This window comes from Streptomyces sp. NPDC001407 (assembly GCF_042895325.1).
GTDB lineage: Bacteria > Actinomycetota > Actinomycetes > Streptomycetales > Streptomycetaceae > Streptomyces.
Genome location: NZ_JBIAWF010000002.1, coordinates 255,773 through 271,850, shown reverse-complemented (window position 1 = coordinate 271,850; position 16,078 = coordinate 255,773). Strand labels below are relative to the sequence as shown.

At 70.3% G+C, this 16,078-nt stretch carries 18 protein-coding genes; 10 read left to right on the top strand and 8 right to left on the bottom strand.

Features of this window, described 5'->3' with window-relative positions:
* Positions 1-184 precede the first annotated feature (184 nt).
* Entirely contained in the window at positions 185-1,252 is a 1,068-nt protein-coding gene (locus ACFY1P_RS04780; RefSeq protein WP_390749702.1) for a cytochrome P450, read from the bottom strand.
* A gap of 373 nt (positions 1,253-1,625) precedes the next feature.
* Positions 1,626-2,264 (bottom strand): type III effector protein, encoded by a 639-nt coding sequence (locus ACFY1P_RS04775; RefSeq protein ID WP_390749701.1) that lies wholly within the window; start codon positions 2,262-2,264, stop codon positions 1,626-1,628.
* A gap of 128 nt (positions 2,265-2,392) precedes the next feature.
* Here ACFY1P_RS04775 and ACFY1P_RS04770 point away from each other — a divergent pair, with 128 nt between their 5' ends.
* Positions 2,393-2,824: an Hsp20/alpha crystallin family protein gene (locus ACFY1P_RS04770; RefSeq protein WP_361520642.1), complete on the top strand. Its 432-nt coding sequence runs from the start codon at positions 2,393-2,395 to the stop codon at positions 2,822-2,824.
* A gap of 182 nt (positions 2,825-3,006) precedes the next feature.
* Positions 3,007-3,441: a DUF2267 domain-containing protein gene (locus ACFY1P_RS04765; RefSeq protein ID WP_361520640.1), complete on the top strand. Its 435-nt coding sequence runs from the start codon at positions 3,007-3,009 to the stop codon at positions 3,439-3,441.
* 72 nt (positions 3,442-3,513) lie between these two features.
* Here ACFY1P_RS04765 and ACFY1P_RS04760 read toward each other — a convergent pair whose 3' ends face one another.
* Both ACFY1P_RS04760 and ACFY1P_RS04755 read right to left on the bottom strand, forming a co-directional pair.
* On the bottom strand, positions 3,514-4,281 hold the full coding sequence (locus ACFY1P_RS04760) for a MerR family transcriptional regulator (protein ID WP_390749700.1): 768 nt from the start codon (positions 4,279-4,281) through the stop codon (positions 3,514-3,516).
* Positions 4,282-4,409: 128 nt separating this feature from the next.
* Positions 4,410-5,018, bottom strand: coding sequence for a TetR/AcrR family transcriptional regulator (locus ACFY1P_RS04755; protein WP_361520635.1), 609 nt, complete (start codon positions 5,016-5,018; stop codon positions 4,410-4,412).
* Positions 5,019-5,110: 92 nt separating this feature from the next.
* On the opposite strand from ACFY1P_RS04755, the gene ACFY1P_RS04750 reads away from it, so the two are divergent.
* The 3 genes from ACFY1P_RS04750 to ACFY1P_RS04740 all read left to right on the top strand — a co-directional run bounded on the left by ACFY1P_RS04750 (position 5,111) and on the right by ACFY1P_RS04740 (position 7,035).
* Positions 5,111-5,515, top strand: a complete 405-nt coding sequence (locus ACFY1P_RS04750; protein WP_390749699.1) for a DUF4345 domain-containing protein — start codon at positions 5,111-5,113, stop codon at positions 5,513-5,515.
* Positions 5,516-5,638: 123 nt separating this feature from the next.
* Positions 5,639-5,794, top strand: coding sequence for a DUF6131 family protein (locus ACFY1P_RS04745; RefSeq protein WP_361520629.1), 156 nt, complete (start codon positions 5,639-5,641; stop codon positions 5,792-5,794).
* Between the two features lie 503 nt (positions 5,795-6,297).
* Positions 6,298-7,035 carry a carbon-nitrogen hydrolase family protein gene (locus ACFY1P_RS04740; protein ID WP_361520626.1) on the top strand — a complete coding sequence of 246 codons (738 nt, stop codon included), beginning with the start codon at positions 6,298-6,300 and terminating at the stop codon, positions 7,033-7,035.
* Between the two features lie 42 nt (positions 7,036-7,077).
* Here the strand turns inward: ACFY1P_RS04740 and ACFY1P_RS04735 are convergent, their stop codons facing one another.
* Positions 7,078-7,887, bottom strand: coding sequence for an SGNH/GDSL hydrolase family protein (locus ACFY1P_RS04735; protein WP_390749698.1), 810 nt, complete (start codon positions 7,885-7,887; stop codon positions 7,078-7,080).
* 158 nt (positions 7,888-8,045) lie between these two features.
* Here ACFY1P_RS04735 and ACFY1P_RS04730 point away from each other — a divergent pair, with 158 nt between their 5' ends.
* Positions 8,046-9,215, top strand: a complete 1,170-nt coding sequence (locus ACFY1P_RS04730; RefSeq protein ID WP_390749697.1) for a VIT1/CCC1 transporter family protein — start codon at positions 8,046-8,048, stop codon at positions 9,213-9,215.
* A gap of 49 nt (positions 9,216-9,264) precedes the next feature.
* On the opposite strand, the gene ACFY1P_RS04725 is transcribed toward ACFY1P_RS04730, so the two are convergent.
* Positions 9,265-9,696, bottom strand: coding sequence for a hypothetical protein (locus ACFY1P_RS04725; RefSeq protein WP_390749696.1), 432 nt, complete (start codon positions 9,694-9,696; stop codon positions 9,265-9,267).
* 375 nt (positions 9,697-10,071) lie between these two features.
* Here ACFY1P_RS04725 and ACFY1P_RS04720 point away from each other — a divergent pair, with 375 nt between their 5' ends.
* Complete coding sequence (locus ACFY1P_RS04720; RefSeq protein WP_361520615.1) at positions 10,072-10,428, top strand: DUF805 domain-containing protein; 357 nt, start codon at positions 10,072-10,074, stop codon at positions 10,426-10,428.
* Positions 10,429-10,497: 69 nt separating this feature from the next.
* Here the strand turns inward: ACFY1P_RS04720 and ACFY1P_RS04715 are convergent, their stop codons facing one another.
* Positions 10,498-11,226 (bottom strand): DUF4097 family beta strand repeat-containing protein, encoded by a 729-nt coding sequence (locus ACFY1P_RS04715; RefSeq protein WP_390749695.1) that lies wholly within the window; start codon positions 11,224-11,226, stop codon positions 10,498-10,500.
* 201 nt (positions 11,227-11,427) lie between these two features.
* On the opposite strand from ACFY1P_RS04715, the gene ACFY1P_RS04710 reads away from it, so the two are divergent.
* The 3 genes from ACFY1P_RS04710 to ACFY1P_RS04700 all read left to right on the top strand — a co-directional run bounded on the left by ACFY1P_RS04710 (position 11,428) and on the right by ACFY1P_RS04700 (position 14,490).
* Positions 11,428-11,571, top strand: a complete 144-nt coding sequence (locus tag ACFY1P_RS04710) for a hypothetical protein (protein ID WP_361520610.1) — start codon at positions 11,428-11,430, stop codon at positions 11,569-11,571.
* A 6-nt stretch (positions 11,572-11,577) separates the two neighbouring features.
* Positions 11,578-12,492 (top strand): methyltransferase domain-containing protein, encoded by a 915-nt coding sequence (locus tag ACFY1P_RS04705; protein WP_361520608.1) that lies wholly within the window; start codon positions 11,578-11,580, stop codon positions 12,490-12,492.
* Between the two features lie 207 nt (positions 12,493-12,699).
* Positions 12,700-14,490, top strand: a complete 1,791-nt coding sequence (locus tag ACFY1P_RS04700; protein WP_390749694.1) for a hypothetical protein — start codon at positions 12,700-12,702, stop codon at positions 14,488-14,490.
* Between the two features lie 57 nt (positions 14,491-14,547).
* On the opposite strand, the gene ACFY1P_RS04695 is transcribed toward ACFY1P_RS04700, so the two are convergent.
* Complete coding sequence (locus tag ACFY1P_RS04695) at positions 14,548-15,993, bottom strand: glyceraldehyde-3-phosphate dehydrogenase (RefSeq protein ID WP_361520603.1); 1,446 nt, start codon at positions 15,991-15,993, stop codon at positions 14,548-14,550.
* Between the last annotated feature and the right edge of the window lie 85 nt (positions 15,994-16,078).

The window sequence follows — 16,078 nt, the reverse complement described above, 5'->3', positions numbered from 1 at the left end:
CGACCGCCCCGGGCATCAGCGACGGGTGGGCGATGAGGTTGACCGTCGTCTGGTGCCCGTGACGACCCGCCCCTCGACCGGCGCAGGCCCGGGATAGCGGACGCGGCGGACGCCCCCGGCCTCGCGCCACAGGCGGTGGACGGCGTGCGTCCGGCCGGCGAACGACGTGGGCGGGACCTCCGTCTCAGACATGGCGCACCTTGCTCCTGGGCCCCAGGTGGATCTCCTTCACACCGAGCAGGCCGAGCAGGGGCACCTCGGCCGTACGCTGCCCGGGGGCCACGACCAGGCCGGTCCGGCGTATGTGGTCCAGGAGCAGTTCGGCGAGCGGCATGACCATGTGCCGGCCCCAGCAGCGTTCCGACGCGTGACCGAACGGCATGTATCCGGGTGTGCCGTCCGGGTCGAGGGTGTCCCACCGCTCGGGCCGGAATTCTTCGGGCGCGGCCCACAGGGCGGGATCGCGGTGGGTGAGGAGCGGCAGCATCAGTACGTCGTCGCCGGGCCCGATGCGGCTGTCGACGGCCGGGTACTCGGGGGAGCGGTTGCGCAGCAGGTTCCACGACGGGGGCAGCAGGCGCATGGCTTCGTAGAGGATGCCGCGGTTCGGGACGCTGTCGTCGAAGGGGGAGCCGAGCCACAGGGCGTTCGCCACGAGTGTGGAGATGGTGAAACACACGGGTGCCGCCAGGCGGCGGTAGATGCCCATCGCGTACCGGCGGTCGTGATAGCCCTTCGCCTCGGCGAAGAGGTTCGCGGTGTGGGTCAGGTGCGGGCCCGGCGCGGGCCGGCGGGGGAGGGCGGCCCCGACGCCGATGGTCGCCCAGGTCACCTTGGGGTCGATCTCCAGCTTGCGGCTCATGAGAACGCGGAGCCGGTACGGGTCGTCACGCAGGATCATGTCCCGCAGGAACATGTGGCCGGTGGCGGGCCAGGGCCCCGACAGGTCCGTCCGCTCCGGAATCGGGCGCGTGAGGGCCTCGCGGATGTCCTGGCCGATGGTCCGGATCCCCGCGGACGCCTCGGACTTGGGGATCGACCGCCCGTGCAGGGGCTTGAACGTGGGCCGCTCGGTCTCCGTCGCTCTGCGGGCCGCGAGGATCCGGTCCGACAGTTCCGCCCCGGCGACGCCGATCGTGTCGGGCTCCAGCCGGACGAGGTCCTTGCCGAGGTGGTCGTCGATCAGGGCTTGGAGGCGAGGGGCGAACACGGTGGTCCGGCGGGCGGTCGGCTGCTGTATCGCGGATGGCATGAAGGCGGGCTCCGGGGAGGAATGCGGAGGGCCCGCACGGGGCGAGGCGAGCGGCGATCGACTCCGCCGGGTGCGGGCCCGGTGCACGTACCGACTGGAATCTAATACCAGATGTACCAAGCGCTCTGCTTCAGGCTCGGCTCGCTCTTCTTCTTGAGCACAGCAGCGAGAATCCTCGACATCGGTCCTACCTCCCCCCGCGTCTCAGGCACGCCAATCAGCGGCCCGGACACGGCAATTGACGGCCACCGGGAAGGTGGGGAACCGCCGCGCCCGGCTGTTGAGGGGAGTGAAGCCGCCTGTGACGGATGTTGTCAATGGTTCTACTTCGCCTACGGGGCCTCACGGGCCGTGATGTCCGCATATGTGCGCACTACTCGGTGTGCTCGGTGAGGGCGTCGACCTGGGCGGCGAGGCCGGGATGGCCGGCTGCCAGATGTGGACGGGCGGCGTACAGAGGGGCGAGCAGGGCCGCGGGATCGTCCTGCGCGAGAGCCGCGTTGAGATGGTCGATCGGGGGCCGGGCGCTCGCCGGGAGGTCGCTGAGGGCAGTGATCTGGCCGGCGAGACGGCGCAGGCCGGCGGCGTTGTCGCGGGCCCAGGCGAGGCGCGTGCGGGCGGCCGCCCGGCGCTCGCGCGTGGCCTGGACGCGCTGTTCGCCGGTGGTCCCGGCGGGGCCGGGGCGCTGGCGCAGATAGCGGCGTTCGGCGGCCTGGCGGCTGGCCACGCCGAGCGGGTGGGCGAGGTCGGCCCAGCTGGCGCCCGCCTGGCGGGCCGTTTCGATCAGGCCGGTTTCCCATCCGGCGAGCTGCTCACGGACCTCGCGCAGCAGCAGCAGGGAGGCCAGCACCTGCTCGGGGCCCGTGCGGTCGGCGGCGGTCCCGTCGGCATCGCCGCGACGGGCGGCGCGCAGGGCTTCGTCGATGGCTTCCAGGGCCACCGCGGCGGCGAGGAAGGAGGCGGGGTTCCGCCCCTCGCCGTGCGCCGGGGCCGGCTCGTCTGCTGTCGCCATGGGGATTCCTCCGGGCCTGTCGTCCTTCGGATGACACTCTCCTTGTCATCCATTGGATGACATGCTACAACGGAGTGCAGGTGAAGCGCATTGGCAGCTACTGCCCGACCTTCCGGAGGTGTTTCGCGATGTTGATGCGCACTGACCCCTTCCGCGAGCTCGACCGTCTCGCGCAGCAGCTGGTGGGCCCCGGCACCTGGTCGCGGCCGTCCGCGATGGCGATGGACGCCTACCGCGACGGCGACGAGTACGTGGTGGCGTTCGACCTCCCCGGCGTCGACTCGGACGCGATCGACATCGATGTCGAGCGGAACATGCTCACCGTCAGGGCCGAGCGCCGGCCGGTGGCGAAGGCCGAGGATGTCCAGATGGAGCTCTCCGAGCGGCCGCTGGGGGTCTTCTCCCGTCAGATCGTGCTGGCGGACACCCTGGACACCGAGCACATCAAGGCCGACTACGACGCGGGTGTGCTCACCCTGCGGATCCCGATCGCCGAGCGCGCCAAGCCCCGCAAGATCACAGTCGGCGTGGATTCCTCCCGCAAGCAGCTCTCCGGCTGAGCCGGCCCGGAACTGTGTCAGCGGCGGCGGAGGACGGGACCGGATCCCCCCCAAGTCCGTCCTCCGCCCCGCAGGACCGGCCATCGCCCCCCTGGAAAGGGAAGCGAGCCGGGGTCTTGCGATCCGACTTCCCGCGTCCCCGCCGACGAACGTCGGTGACGAGAAAGGCGATCACCACAACGATGTTCCACCAGCCTGAACTGGACCGGCGCATACCGGCGATGACGTTCGAGCAGGTGCTGGAGAAGGTCCGTTACGAAGGTGCGTACCCCACCCGGGAGCGGGCCGAGGAAGCCGTCCGCCTGGTGCTCGCGGGCCTGGGGCGGCAGTTGACCGGCGACGAGCGCGTCGAGCTGGCCGCACGCCTGCCCGTCGAGGCCGCCCTCGTCCTCACCGCCCAGATCCCCGACATCGAACCCCTCACCGGCTGGGGCTTCGTCAAGGATCTCGCGGCCCGCTCCGGCGCCACCCTCGCCACCATGCGGTGGGACACCGGCTCCGTTCTGGCCACCGTCGCGGCCCTGGCCGGGCCCGATCTCCTGGCCCGTATCCTGAACCAGCTCCCCGCCGGTTACGCCCTGTTGTTCGGCCGCGCCGAACTCAGACAGCCCGCCTGATCCTCATCCCGTACCGCCGTGGCCGACGGCCCGCCGCCGGGGTCTGCAGCCCCCGGCGGTCCGAGCCGTCGGTCAGCTCAGCTGCGCGTCGGCGTAGACGGCCATCGCGTCGCGCTGGTAGACGGCCAGCCCCTCAGCGATCTTGTCGTAGTTCGCACGGAACTCCGGCTCGTCGACGTAGTGCTGCCCCAGCCCCTTGTACGCGGCGGCGTTCGGGGTCCAGAACCGGCACACGCCCTGATAGTGGGCGTCCACCTCGGCCTGCACCGCGGGATCGGCAACCGGCGTGCCGGCCACCATGAACTCCGCCATGCGGATCATCTGCGCCGTCACCTCGCGCTGCCACCGCTCCATGTCCTCGGTGGTCATCGCGGCCGCGGCCTGCTGGGACTGTTCCCACGCCTGCGGCCACCGCTCCCGCACCTCGGCGTCCTCCTCGGGGCGGGAGCGCTCGAATCCCGCGAACAGGTTCTCCGGCCTGTTGATCTTTGCCATGCCGTTCTCTTCCTTGTCTTCTTCCAGTTCGGCGATGGTCCGGCCGACTGTGCGCACCAAGGTCGCCAGCCGTTCCTGCTCCCGCAGCAACCGCTGGTGATGCTCGCGCAGCACGGCCACCTGGTCGACCTGGCTGTCCAGGACCGCCCGGATCTCACGAAGCCCCAGATCCAGCTCCCGCATCAGCAGGATCTGCTGCAACCGCAGCAGACCGGCCTCCTCGTAGTAGCGGTGCCCGTTGCTCCCGATCCACGCGGGCGACAGCAGACCGATCTCGTCGTAATGCCGCAGCGTCCGGGACGTCACCCCGGACATCCGGGCCACATCAGCGATCGACCAGGCCATCGGCCATGCCTCCCATCACCGGGCCGGTCTTTCCGGCCACACGAAAGACCGTAGAAGTTGACGCAACGGAAAGCGCAAGCCGTCAGTGGTGCCGGACAACCCAGCGCTCGCCCTCCGGCGAATCGGCGTCAACCGGCGGCTTCACCGAAGAGCCGGTCCACATCGGTGACCGCGCCCAGCGCTCCGCGAAGAGCACCGACGCACATGTCGTGCAGTTCGGCCCGGGAGAACGCCTCGCCCGACAGCCATTCCACGCACAGCGCGCGGACGAACACCAGCCAGCTCGTCAGCGCCGCGGAGACCGTGTCCCTGGGGCTGCCGTCGAGGACGATCACATCGAGCAGACGCTGCCTTAACTCCGCCAGCTCGTCGGCGATGATGGCCTGGATCACCGGGTCGCCCACGAGTGCCCTGTTCGCCGCGAGCACCGCGTGCCGGTTGGCGGCGAAGTAGTCGAAGTGGATGTCGAGACCCGCGGACAACTGCTCCAGCAGGGGACCCGTCGGGTCGATCCGGGTATCGGTCAGCAGCCGGTCCGCCGCCTGCCGGTAGATCGCGGCGAACAGGGCGCGCTTGTTGGGGAAGTAGCGATACAGGAGGGCCCGGGAGACGCCCGCCTGTTCGGCGACGTCCTCCATCAGCACGTCGTGGTACGGCTTCGCCGCGAACAGGCGGGCTCCGACGTCCACCAGCTGATTCCGGCGCTCATCGGGGTCGAGCCTGCGGCGTTTCGTCACGCCGCCAGGTTACTTGACGTGTGTCCAACAACGGCCCTACCTTCGCCTTAGTAGACGCCTGCCTACTAAGGCGAGGGGGGTGGCCGTCCGGCATGGCTGGATTGCTGAAGTGGTTGTCATGGATCATGGGAGTCGCCTGCGTGGCGATCGGGGCCGTCCACATCGTCTCCGGCATGGATTCCGTGCCGGGGGGCTCGGCCGGTCCGACCGTCGACAGCCTGGTGCGGTTCTTCGCGGCGATCTTCCTCAGCTACGGCCTGGCCTGGATCTGGGTGGCCCGGCAGACGCCGATCCCGTCGAAGGCGGTGCGCGCGCTCGCCGGGATGCTCTTCCTCGGGGGGCTCAGCAGGATTCCCTCGTGGATCGCGGTCGGCCGCCCCAATGGGTTCCAGCTGGCGCTGATGGCCGTGGAACTCGCCCTGCCTCCGGTCTATTTCTGGCTGTCGACAGCAGGTGAACGCGAGGCGGCGCACCGCGCTACGGCGCAGAGCTACTGATGCGCGACGTCCGCTACATACCGTGATGCCTCGTTCACCGGATTCCGGTCAAGGTGTAGCTGGCGCGACGGACTCCCGAGGAAGATAGTTGAAGAGAGTGGTTTCGAAAGATCGGAGGACGCCATGATCATCCTCGGGATCATTCTCCTCATCATCGGTTTTCTGACCGGGCTCTCCATCCTGTGGACGATCGGAATCATCGTCCTGGTCATCGGCGCGGTCCTGTGGATCGCGGGCGCCGCCGGACACGCGGTCGGTGGTCGACGGCACTACTGGTAGCACCCTGCTGCGCGGTGCGGCTGCCTGACGGGGGCCGGTGGGCCACAGCCTCTCGGGGCTCCGGCGCCGGACCCCGATCAAGCGACGTTCCGGTGGTCACCCTCGGGGCCGGGTGCATCGTCTTCGGCGGGCAAGGCGTGGTCGGTCGGTGGAGTCGGCGAAGGCGGCCGCCGGGAGGACGGATCCAGGTCCGGTACGGCCCGCAGGCGGCGCCGGGGTTGGTCCTGACGCGTGGGCGTCGGGCCACCCAGCACGCGTTCCTCGTAGCGGCCGAGTGCGAGCACCGCGCACAACAACAAAGGGGGCAGGAGCAGGGCGACGGCGACCACGTGGTCCCCTTCCGCAGAGGGGGTGGGTTCCTCTGTCTTCCTCTGTCGCCTTGCCGTACGGGGCGGGCGCAAACACGGCCGTCCGGCGGGAGCCCCTGGCGTCCCGCCGTGCTCGACCGCTAAGTTGATCATGACCTTGACTGTTTCGCGGCCGTGGCTTTCCCCTCGCGGGTGATGAGCGGGCCGGCTGATCTGGAGTGTCCCGTGCTCGCCCCGCTCACTGTCGCTGTTGCCCAGCCCGCTTGCGCCCGTCTTGACGTGGCCGCGAACGCCGCCGCTCACGCGGAGGCGATCCTCTCGGCGGCTGCCCGGCTGGTCGTCTTCCCGGAACTGTCCCTCACGGGTTACGACCTCACGGCCCCCTGCGTCGCCCCCGACGACGCCCGGCTGGAGCCGATCGTCTCCGCGTGCCGCAGCACAGGCGCCACGGCACTGGCCGGAGCCCCCGTGCGCGCCGAGGACGGCGCCGAATACATCGCGACCCTGGCCGTCACCGGGGCGGGCGCGAAGGTGGCCTGCCGCAAGACATGGCTGCACGGCAAGGAAGGTGACCGCTTCACCCCCGGCGAGAAGCCGGAGATCCTGTCCCTCGACGGGTGGCGGCTGGGCCTGGCCGTGTGCGCCGATGCCGCGACACCCCGGCACGCGGCCGACGCGGCGGCACTGGGCATCGACGCGTACGTGGCCAGCACCCTCTACGGTGCGAGCGCCGAGTCGCTCGCCGCCCGCGACGGGCACATGAGGGACAGGGCGGCCACCCACGGCATCTGGGTCGTGCTGTCCACCGCGGCGGGACCCAGCGGAGAGTACGCGGAGACGTCGGGCGGCTCCGGTGTGTGGGCACCGGGCGGGGACGTCCTCGTCCAAGCAGGGCCCCGCACCGGCGAGGTCGTACGCGCGACGCTCGGCTGACGCCCGCGGATCGGCTCACCGCCCGCGGGGCCGAAGCCGTCCTCAGCCGCGAGCGGTTCCGGCGAACACCGGAAGATAGCCCTGCGCGTGCCCGACTGCCGTCGGGTGGTACGACTCGCTCATCGGCAAGGTGGCGGACCGGATCCAGGGCGCCTCGGAACAGATCCCGTGCCCGGTGAACTGCCCCCTGACGTCCGCGAACACGAAGCCATGGCCGGCCGCCCGCTGGGACATGACGGTGTCCAGTGCGTCGGCGGCATCGTCGATGGCGGCCCGCTTCGTCTCGCTCATGCCGAGCAGGCAGCGGCCGTGCAGGGTGAAGAGCCGCGGATAGCCGAGGACGATGACGCGGGCGGCCGGAGCCTTGCTCCTGATGGCGCTGTACGTCGCGTCCAGCTCGCGCGGGAGGGTCTGCTGGATGTACGTACGCGCCTGGGCGATCCGCGCCTGACACGTGCTCTCACCGGCGAGCATGCAGGTCTCCATCACCTCGCCGAACTCCGCGTCGTTGCCGCCCGCGGTGACGCTGACGAGGGCGGTGCGCCTGTTGAGCGGGCCCAGTTGGTCCGCGACGACATCCTTGGTGGTCGCCCCGGAGCAGGCCGTGAACGCGAACTGCCGGACGTGATGAGCCGCCGCCCACAGCGCGGGGTAGGAGGCGGAACTGCGTTTGCACTGCCCGCTGCCGGGGTCGTAGGAGCCGGCGCCGAGACCCGCGGAGTAGGAGTCGCCGAGTGCGACGTAACCCCCGACGGGCGGTGCGTCGGCGTGGGCGGTGGCCGTCCGGCCGGCGGTGAGGAGCAGCACGGACAGCAGGAGAGCGAGTCTCAGGCGGCGCGGTTGGAGGGTCATGCCCCGATGAACGAGCCGTACGCCGGGCGGTCACGGACGCTTCAGCTGCGACCGGTGCGCGTCGCCGGGGCGGAATCCGATGCAAGGCGCGTAGAGGGATTGCACGGTATAATATTGGACATTGTCCAAATTGTGGGGCTATTTGAGGCCGGTGAGTGATGCCTCGTGCCGCCAACCCCGACTCCCAGGACCGTGAACCCCGCACGACCCGGCGTGAGGCCGCACGGTACCGCGAACTGCTCGACTCCGAGCGGCGGAGCGCGGCCCTCTACCGCGGGCTCGCCGAGAGTGCCACCGGCGAACAGCGGCGGATCTTCCAGGAACTGGCGGCGGTGGAGGAACGCCACGCCGCGCACTGGGCGGACAAGCTCACCGCCCTCGGCGCGGACGTCCCCGGCCCCTGCCGCCCCGGAGCGCGCACCAAACTGCTGTCCTGGCTGGCCCGCCGGTTCTCCGTCGCCGAGGTGCTGCCGTTCGTCGAGCGCGCCGAGCACTCCGACGCCGGGCTGTACGAGGGCGACCCCGCCGCCGCGCCCGGGATGGCCGCCGACGAGCGCTCGCACGCGCGCGTGCTCACCCGGCTGCGTGACGGGACGCGGGACGACGCCGGGGAAGGCGGCCGCGCGATCGCCCGGCGCGAGCGCTGGCACCGCGGCGACCGGTCCGGCGTGCTGCGTGCCGCGGTGTTCGGCGTCAACGACGGCCTGGTCTCCAACGGCTCCCTGGTCATGGGATTCGCCGGCTCCGGAGCGGCCGGCACCACCATCCTGTTCGCCGGAGTCGCCGGACTGCTCGCCGGGGCGTTCTCCATGGCCGCAGGGGAGTACATCTCCATGCGCAGCCAGCGGGAAGCGTACGAACGCGAAATCTCCCTGGAGTCCGAGGAGTTGCGTGACGACCCCGAAGCCGAGGCCGAGGAGCTCGCGCTGATCTACCGCGCCAAGGGCCTGGACGCCGACGAGGCGCGGCGCGTCGCCATGACCATCATGAAGGACAGCGACACGGCCCTGGACACCATGGCCCGCGAGGAACTCGGGCTCGACCCGGACGAACTGGGCTCGCCGTGGTCGGCGGCGTTCTCCAGCCTCGTCGCCTTCGCTCTCGGCGCGGTCGTGGTCGTCCTTCCCTACCTCTTCGGCTCCGGCACCGCCGCGCTCGTCACCGCGATCGCCCTGGCCGCGACGGCCCTGTTCGCCGTCGGCTCGGCCCTCGGACTCCTCAACGGGCGGACGGCCCTGCGCTCCGGCGCGCGCCAGCTCCTCGTCGGCTCCGGCGCGGCCCTGGCCGTCTATGTCATCGGTCACGTGATCGGCACCGGTCAGGTCTGACGCCGCGGGCGCGGCCCGGCCCTGTCAACCGCCGCTCGTCGCCGGGGCGTCAGCGACGGAGGTCGCGGGAGAGGTCGATGATGTCGTTCGCCAATGTGGTGACCAGCTGTTCGCGGAACTCGTCCGGGCTCAGCTTCACCGGGGTGCCGGGGCCCACATGCCCGACGATGACGCCCGACGGCGCCTCGACCTTCGCGGTCTGCTCCTCGGGTATTCCGTCGACGGTGTGCGCCACGGCTCCGGCCACCGAACTCTGCATCGACTTCGCCACGCTGAGATCGTCGACGGAGAACCCCACATAGGCCGCGATCAGCTTGCCCGACCCGTCGACCACGCGGATCCCCTTCGCGATGGCGTTGCCGTCGCTCACCGTCAGCGTCCAGACGCCGTCCTCCGCCTGCGTCAGCGCCGGCTCGCCGCGCTTGACCTCGGGATTCGACACAGTGTCAGGCAAGCCCTGGGACACCTCGTGCTCGGCCACGATGCTCCTCCTCCGCCGACGCGATGGGACGTGCTCTCCGTCCCTACCCGGGACCGTGTCCGATACGCGGCAACGGCGAACCGAACAGGCCCGGTTCATGCCGCTGCCGGACCCGGACGGGCCGGGCCGAGGACCCGCCTCCGGTGCGTCGTGAAGCTGCTCGCGCGGGAACGCTGCGTTCCGTCGGCCACGACCCGCACGCCGGGCTCCGGGCGGAAGGCCCGCGCGTCCTGCGCGCGCCGGAGGCCGCACGGCAATCCGGGCGCCCGTCGGCCACCTCTGGACAACGTTGACCCTCTCTCAGAGGGCCCCTTACGTTCGGCTGGAGGCCCGGTCCACGAAGGGCGGGGCCCACTGGGGTGCTTGGGGGCGCAAGTGCACTGGTATGTGGATGTGCTCAAGAAGTACGCGGTGTTCACCGGGCGGGCAGGCCGTGCGGAATTCTGGATGTTCACCCTCTTCAGCGTTCTGATCAGCCTCGCGCTGGCCGTCATCGACACCGCGCTCGGCACGAAACCCCTCCTCGGGGTGCTGTACAGCCTCGCCGTGCTCCTTCCCAGCCTCGCCGTCGGTGTCCGCCGGCTCCACGACACGAACCGGACCGGATGGTGGATCCTCATCGCCCTGGTCCCGATCATCGGCGGCATCATCCTGCTCGTGTTCTTGGCCCTGCCCGGCACCCCGGGCGACAATTCCTACGGCCCGCGCCCGCAAGAGGTTCCCCTCCGGTGACCTGCGGGGCGGCGGCCCGCAGGCTGCCGCCCGGAGCAGGTCGAGGGCGGTGCCGGTCACCTGCGCTGTTCAGGAGCGCTTGACGCTGATGGCGCCGCTGCTCGTGCTCAGGTCGAGCCGATGCGCGGCGGACGGATCGTCGGAGACGGCGACGTCCTTGCCGCCGCTGTCACTCCGCGCGGTCACGTGGTACGGCCCGTCGGGGGTGGTGACGGTGACGGCGCCGCTGCGTGCCTCCGCCCGGACGTCCTGGGGCGCGGACATGGTGAGATCGATGGTCCCACTGGACGACTTGGCCTTGACGGGCCCGTCCTTGAGCCCGCGCCCGGTGATCGCGCCGCTGGAGGCACGTACGTCGACCGGCCCGTGGATGTCGGTCAGGCCGATGGCCCCGGAGCTGGTCGCCACCGTCACCGGGCCCGTCCGGGAGAGCTTGACCTCGCCGCTCGAGGTCTCACCCGTCACCGGAAGGCCCTCCGGCAGGTCGACCGTATAGGCCACCGAGCAGTCGTCACCGCAACCGCTGAGCACCAGGACCCCGTTGTCGACGCGGTGCGTCGTCCCTTGCGGGCGGTCCCCGCCGTATTCCACATAGCGGTGCAGGCCCACCGTGGTGGCACTTTCCTTGCCGCGCAAGGTTATTGCTCCGGAGCCGCTGTCCAGGCGCACGGAAGTGATCTTCTCCGACACGGTGGTGTCGTCCTCGAAGTTCTTCCTGACCAGGTCGCACGCGCTGATCCCGCCGACGGCGATCCCGGCCGCCACGACACCGATGAGCAGACGGAGGGGCGCGCGCATGGAATGCCCACCATTCTTCTCGGGAGTTGTCAGGCGTCCCGTCGCGGCGGGAGCGCTCGACGAGGCTATGCGCCGGGCCGGGGGAGCGGCCATGGGGAAAACCCCCGGGTCCGGACGGATGAGCACCGGCCGGTGGCAGCGGATCTGTCCGAAAGCCCACGGTGGAGCCGGTGGGCTTCTACGGTGGTAGCGGAAACAGTCGTGCGCACCGAGCGGGAGGACCTGATGGGCGGTCAGGACCGGCAGTCGGGTGACGGTGAGGTCGGGGGCCCGTACTCCAGCCCCGGAGACCCCGGCAACCCGATGCCCGACGAGGAGCCCCTCCCCGACGATGACGACCAGTAGGACAGGATGGATGCCGAAAGCCTGCGGGCCAGCTGCCTCGAGGAGATGGAGGCCAGCCCGCGCGGTTATTTCGGCGGCCTGGACTGGCTGCGCCGCGCGTTCCTGGCGGTACCGCGCGAGCGCTTCGTGCCGGAGCGGGTCTGGTGGCCCCGCCGGGGCGAGCACGGCCTGTACGAACTGATCGACCGGCGCGCGACCCCGGCCCGCTGGCTGAAGGCGACCTACCTGCTGCGTACGCCGCTGATCACGCAGATGGACGACGGCGCCGTCTCTCCCGACGGGCCCGCTTCAGGGGCATTCACCTCCAGCATTTCCTGCGTCACCGTCGTGATCGAGCTGCTGCGGCACCTCGCCCCCGCCCCCGGGGACAGGGTGCTGGAGATCGGCACCGGCACCGGCTACACCACCGCGCTGCTGGCCCACCGCACCGGTCCCGGCACCGTGACCACCCTCGAAGTCGACCCGCGGATCGCGGACCGCGCCCGGCGGCGGCTCGACGCCCTGGGCGTGCGCGCACACGCGGTGACCGGGGACGGCGAGCGGGGGTACGCCGCGGGGGCGCCGTACGACCGGATCCTCTCCACCGCCTCCGTCCGCCGAATCCCCCCGGCGTGGCTGCGGCAGCTGCGCCCCGGCGGGGTACTCATCGCCCCGCTCGACAGCCCCTTCGGCTGGGACTTCACCATGCGGCTGACCGGTACGGGGAACGGCGCCGCCGTCGGACGCCCGGTGGCCACCGTGGAGTTCATGCGCCTGCGCGGCCAGCGCGCCCCTCGGCCGCACGGCGAACTCGGCTGGCCCGACGGAATCGACGTGCGCCGGTGGCGCGAGTACGAGATGCGTGCGGATCAGCAGGGGCAGCGGATCCGCGTCCCGGCCGCCCGCAGGGGGAACGCCCTGCCGGTCCGCGCCACCTCGTAGAGCCTGGTCGGCAGCGCAGAACCCCGCCCGGGGGCGGGTGAACGGTCCTCCCACGGGATGACCCTTATGGCCACGCGGCCGATGGTGCTCGGTGCGCGAGGGCGAAAACGTAGGGAACGCCAGACGCCGGCCCGGCCCGCTCCCGGGCCGAGGCCCCCTTTCAGTTGCCCTCGCCTGACCTCAGAACGCACACATGCAGAGGTAGAGATGAACAACCCCACACCCCGGCACTCCGTGCGGCGTGCGACGACGACAGCCGTGGTCACCGCCATGGTGTTCGCCGTCACCGGCACGGCCGTCGCCTACGCCGCCCCACCCGTCAACTCGGCCGGTGGCTCCGCCACTTCGCAGGCACACGCCGACGAGTACACGCACATAGTCGTCGACAAACGCCCCCGGGGCGAAGCCGACCTCGACGAGCTCCGTCAGTCACTGAACAGGAACGGGTTGCAGACCGCGAAGAGCCGCTGGACCGCCGAGGGGAAGGACGTGGAGGCCGAGCTGCGAAGAGCGGGCTCGGGTTACTCGAAGAACGGTCACCACGAACACGTCTTCATGTGGGACTCCTCCAGGAAGGGCATCGAGGGCGGCAACGCCATCGAGAAGAACGGGGACGCCATCCGGGTCAAGATCCGGTGGGACGCCCTGAAGAAGGACGGGCGCGTCTTCAGCGGCACGCTCAAGGGTGACCACGGCGGCGGGCCGCTGGGCGGGGAGTCCACCAACGGTGCCTGGGCCTACAAGGGGGACATCCCCAGGAAATACATGTTCATCGTGGGTGTCGACGACCCCGCGCACCCCGGTATGAGCCAGTGGCTCGCGGGCAAGGGCTGGCCCGACGGCAACGGGGTCTGCTCGACCGGCGGTTCGCCGGGCCGGGCGAAGCGGTCCGTGAGCGTGTGCGAGAAGGGGGAGACGCAGACCAAGCCCGCCGAGGAGGGGAAACCGTCCGGAGAAGCGTTGGAAGGGCTGGAGGCCAAGCAGGTCGAGCAGGTCTTCGGCGAGCTCGCGGGCAAATACGGGCTGAAGGTGGTCGCGCCCGACGGCAAGCAGCTGTCGCCCTCGGAGATCCATGCCCGGATCCGCGGCTACAGCAAGCTCTCACCCGAGGCGAAGGCCACGCTGCGGGGGAATCTGAAGTCGGCGGGCAGCACGGCCAAGGGCGCCCTGCTGGTGGCCGGCGGTGTGCTGTGGGCGAAGGGCGTGCACGACGCCTTCGCCAATGACACGACGAGCCTGGACAAGGCCGCCGCGATCACCGCGATCGTCCCCTTCGTGGGGTGCGGTACGCAGGCAGGGGCCGCGGCCGACCACGGGCGGTTCGACGCCGATGACACCACGGCCTGCTTCGGGGCCGACGCGCTGCTGGTCAGCCCGCTGTGGCCGGCCGGACTCACGCTCCACGGGGCCCGCTATTTCACGGACAAGTGGAAGGAGGCGCAGATCCCCTCGATCACGGTGTTCCAGCAGGCCCGCGACGAGGCATGGAAGAAGACCCTCGACGACTTCCGCGCCGACGGCCTCGGGAAACTGGTGAAGTCGGCCACCGAGATGGAGGGCCAGCAGCTCGAAGCGGAAAAGGCCGTGATCCTGCACAACGCCGCCGAGAAGATGGCCGACATCGACAAGGGCGGCGCCTCCGCGGAGGCCAAGAAGCTCCTCAAGTGGAGCACCGAGCGCAAGGCGCGCGAACAGATCAAGGAACTGCCGCAGAAGCTGCGCGAGCAGTTCGACACCGCGATCCGGGACGCGCTGGCGGAGCGTTCGAAGCAGTACAACGAAGAGTTCATCAAGCAGGAGGTCAACATCGGCCGCTGGACCGAGGAATCGTGGCAAGCGGCACTGCACGGACCGAGCCAGTCCCGCGAGGAACGGCAGCTCTACCTCGACAAGCTGATCCAGCGGCTCCGTGACACCGACATGCTGCCGCCGGTGCCGGACAAGGCAAGCCTCGACGCGGACGTCGAGAAGGCACGCAAGGCCCTGACGACGGCCTGAGAAACACCGTTCCCGGGCACCCCTTCCTGCCGGGTGCCCGGGAACAGTGCGCCGGGATCAGACCGCCGGAACCGGGTAGGTCGGGTACTCCACCCCGGAGACGTGCTGGACCACGCGGATGACCTGGCACGAGTAGCCGAACTCGTTGTCGTACCAGAGGTAGAGGATCGCGTTGTCGCCGTCCACCTTGGTGGCGCCGGCGTCGACGATCGAGGCGTGGCGCGAACCCATGAAGTCGCTCGACACCGCGTCGGGGGCGGTGGTGAAGTCGATCTGGCGCTTCAGCGGCGAGGTCAGCGACACGTTGCGGAGGTAGTCGAGGACCTCCTCGCGGGTGGTCTCGCGCCCGAGCCGCAGGCTGAGGATCGCGATCGAGACGTCCGGCACCGGGACACGGATCGAACTGCCGGTGATCGGCGCCTTGAGATCCGGCAGCGCCTTGGCGACGGCCGAGGCGGCACCGGTCTCGGTGATGACCATGTTGAGCGGCGCCGAACGGCCGCGACGGTCCGCCTTGTGGTAATTGTCCAGCAGGTTCTGGTCGTTGGTGAACGAGTGGACGGTCTCCACGTGGCCGCGCAGCACGCCGTACTCGTCCGCCATCGCCTTCAGCGGCGGGACGATCGCGTTGGTGGTGCAGGACGCGCAGGACAGGATCTGCTCGTCCGGCTTGATCGTGTCGTGGTTGACCCCGTGCACGATGTTGGGGACGTCGCCCTTGCCCGGCGCCGTCAGGACGACCTTCTCGATGCCCGGGCGCAGGTGCTTCGACAGGCCCTCGCGGTCGCGCCACTTGCCCGTGTTGTCGATGAGGATGGCGTCCTTGATGCCGTACGCCGTGTAGTCGACCTCCGACGGGTCGTTGGCGTAGATCACCCGGATCTCGTTGCCGTTGGCGACGATCGTGCTGTTCGCCTCGTCGACGGTGATCGTGCCCTGGAACTGGCCGTGGATGGAGTCGCGCCGCAGCAGTGAGGCGCGCTTGACGATGTCCTGGTCACCGCCCTGGCGGACGACGATGGCGCGCAGTCGCAGGCCGTTCCCGGACCCGGCCTTCTCGATGAGCAGGCGGGCGACGAGGCGGCCGATGCGGCCGAAGCCGTAGAGGACGACGTCACGCGGCGCGCAGCGCTCGATCTTGTTGGCGCCGGTGGCGCCGACGACGGCCCCCGCGGTGAATTCCTCCACCGACAGACCGCGGTCGTCGGCCTTGTAGGTCGCGGCGAGCATGCCGATGTCGATCTGGGAAGGGCCGAGATCCAGGGTGGTGAGGGCCCGCAGGAAGGGCAGCGTCTCGGTGACCGAGAGTTCCTCACCGGCGATCTGCCGGGCGAATCGGTGGGTCTTCAGAATGCTGACCACCGACTTGTTCACCAGGGAGCGGCTGTGCAGCAGGATCGTGACGTCCCGCTCCCGGTGAAGCTTCCCGATGATCGGGATCATCGACTCCGCGATCTCCTCGCGGTTCTTCCAATTAGTGAACGAGTCGTCATTGACAGTCACAGTTTTATCTTTCGAGCTAGGCGGCGCTCATATGCTAACCCCACGCCGTTCCGGTTCTTCGGGGGGTGTCTGCCACGGGGCCGCC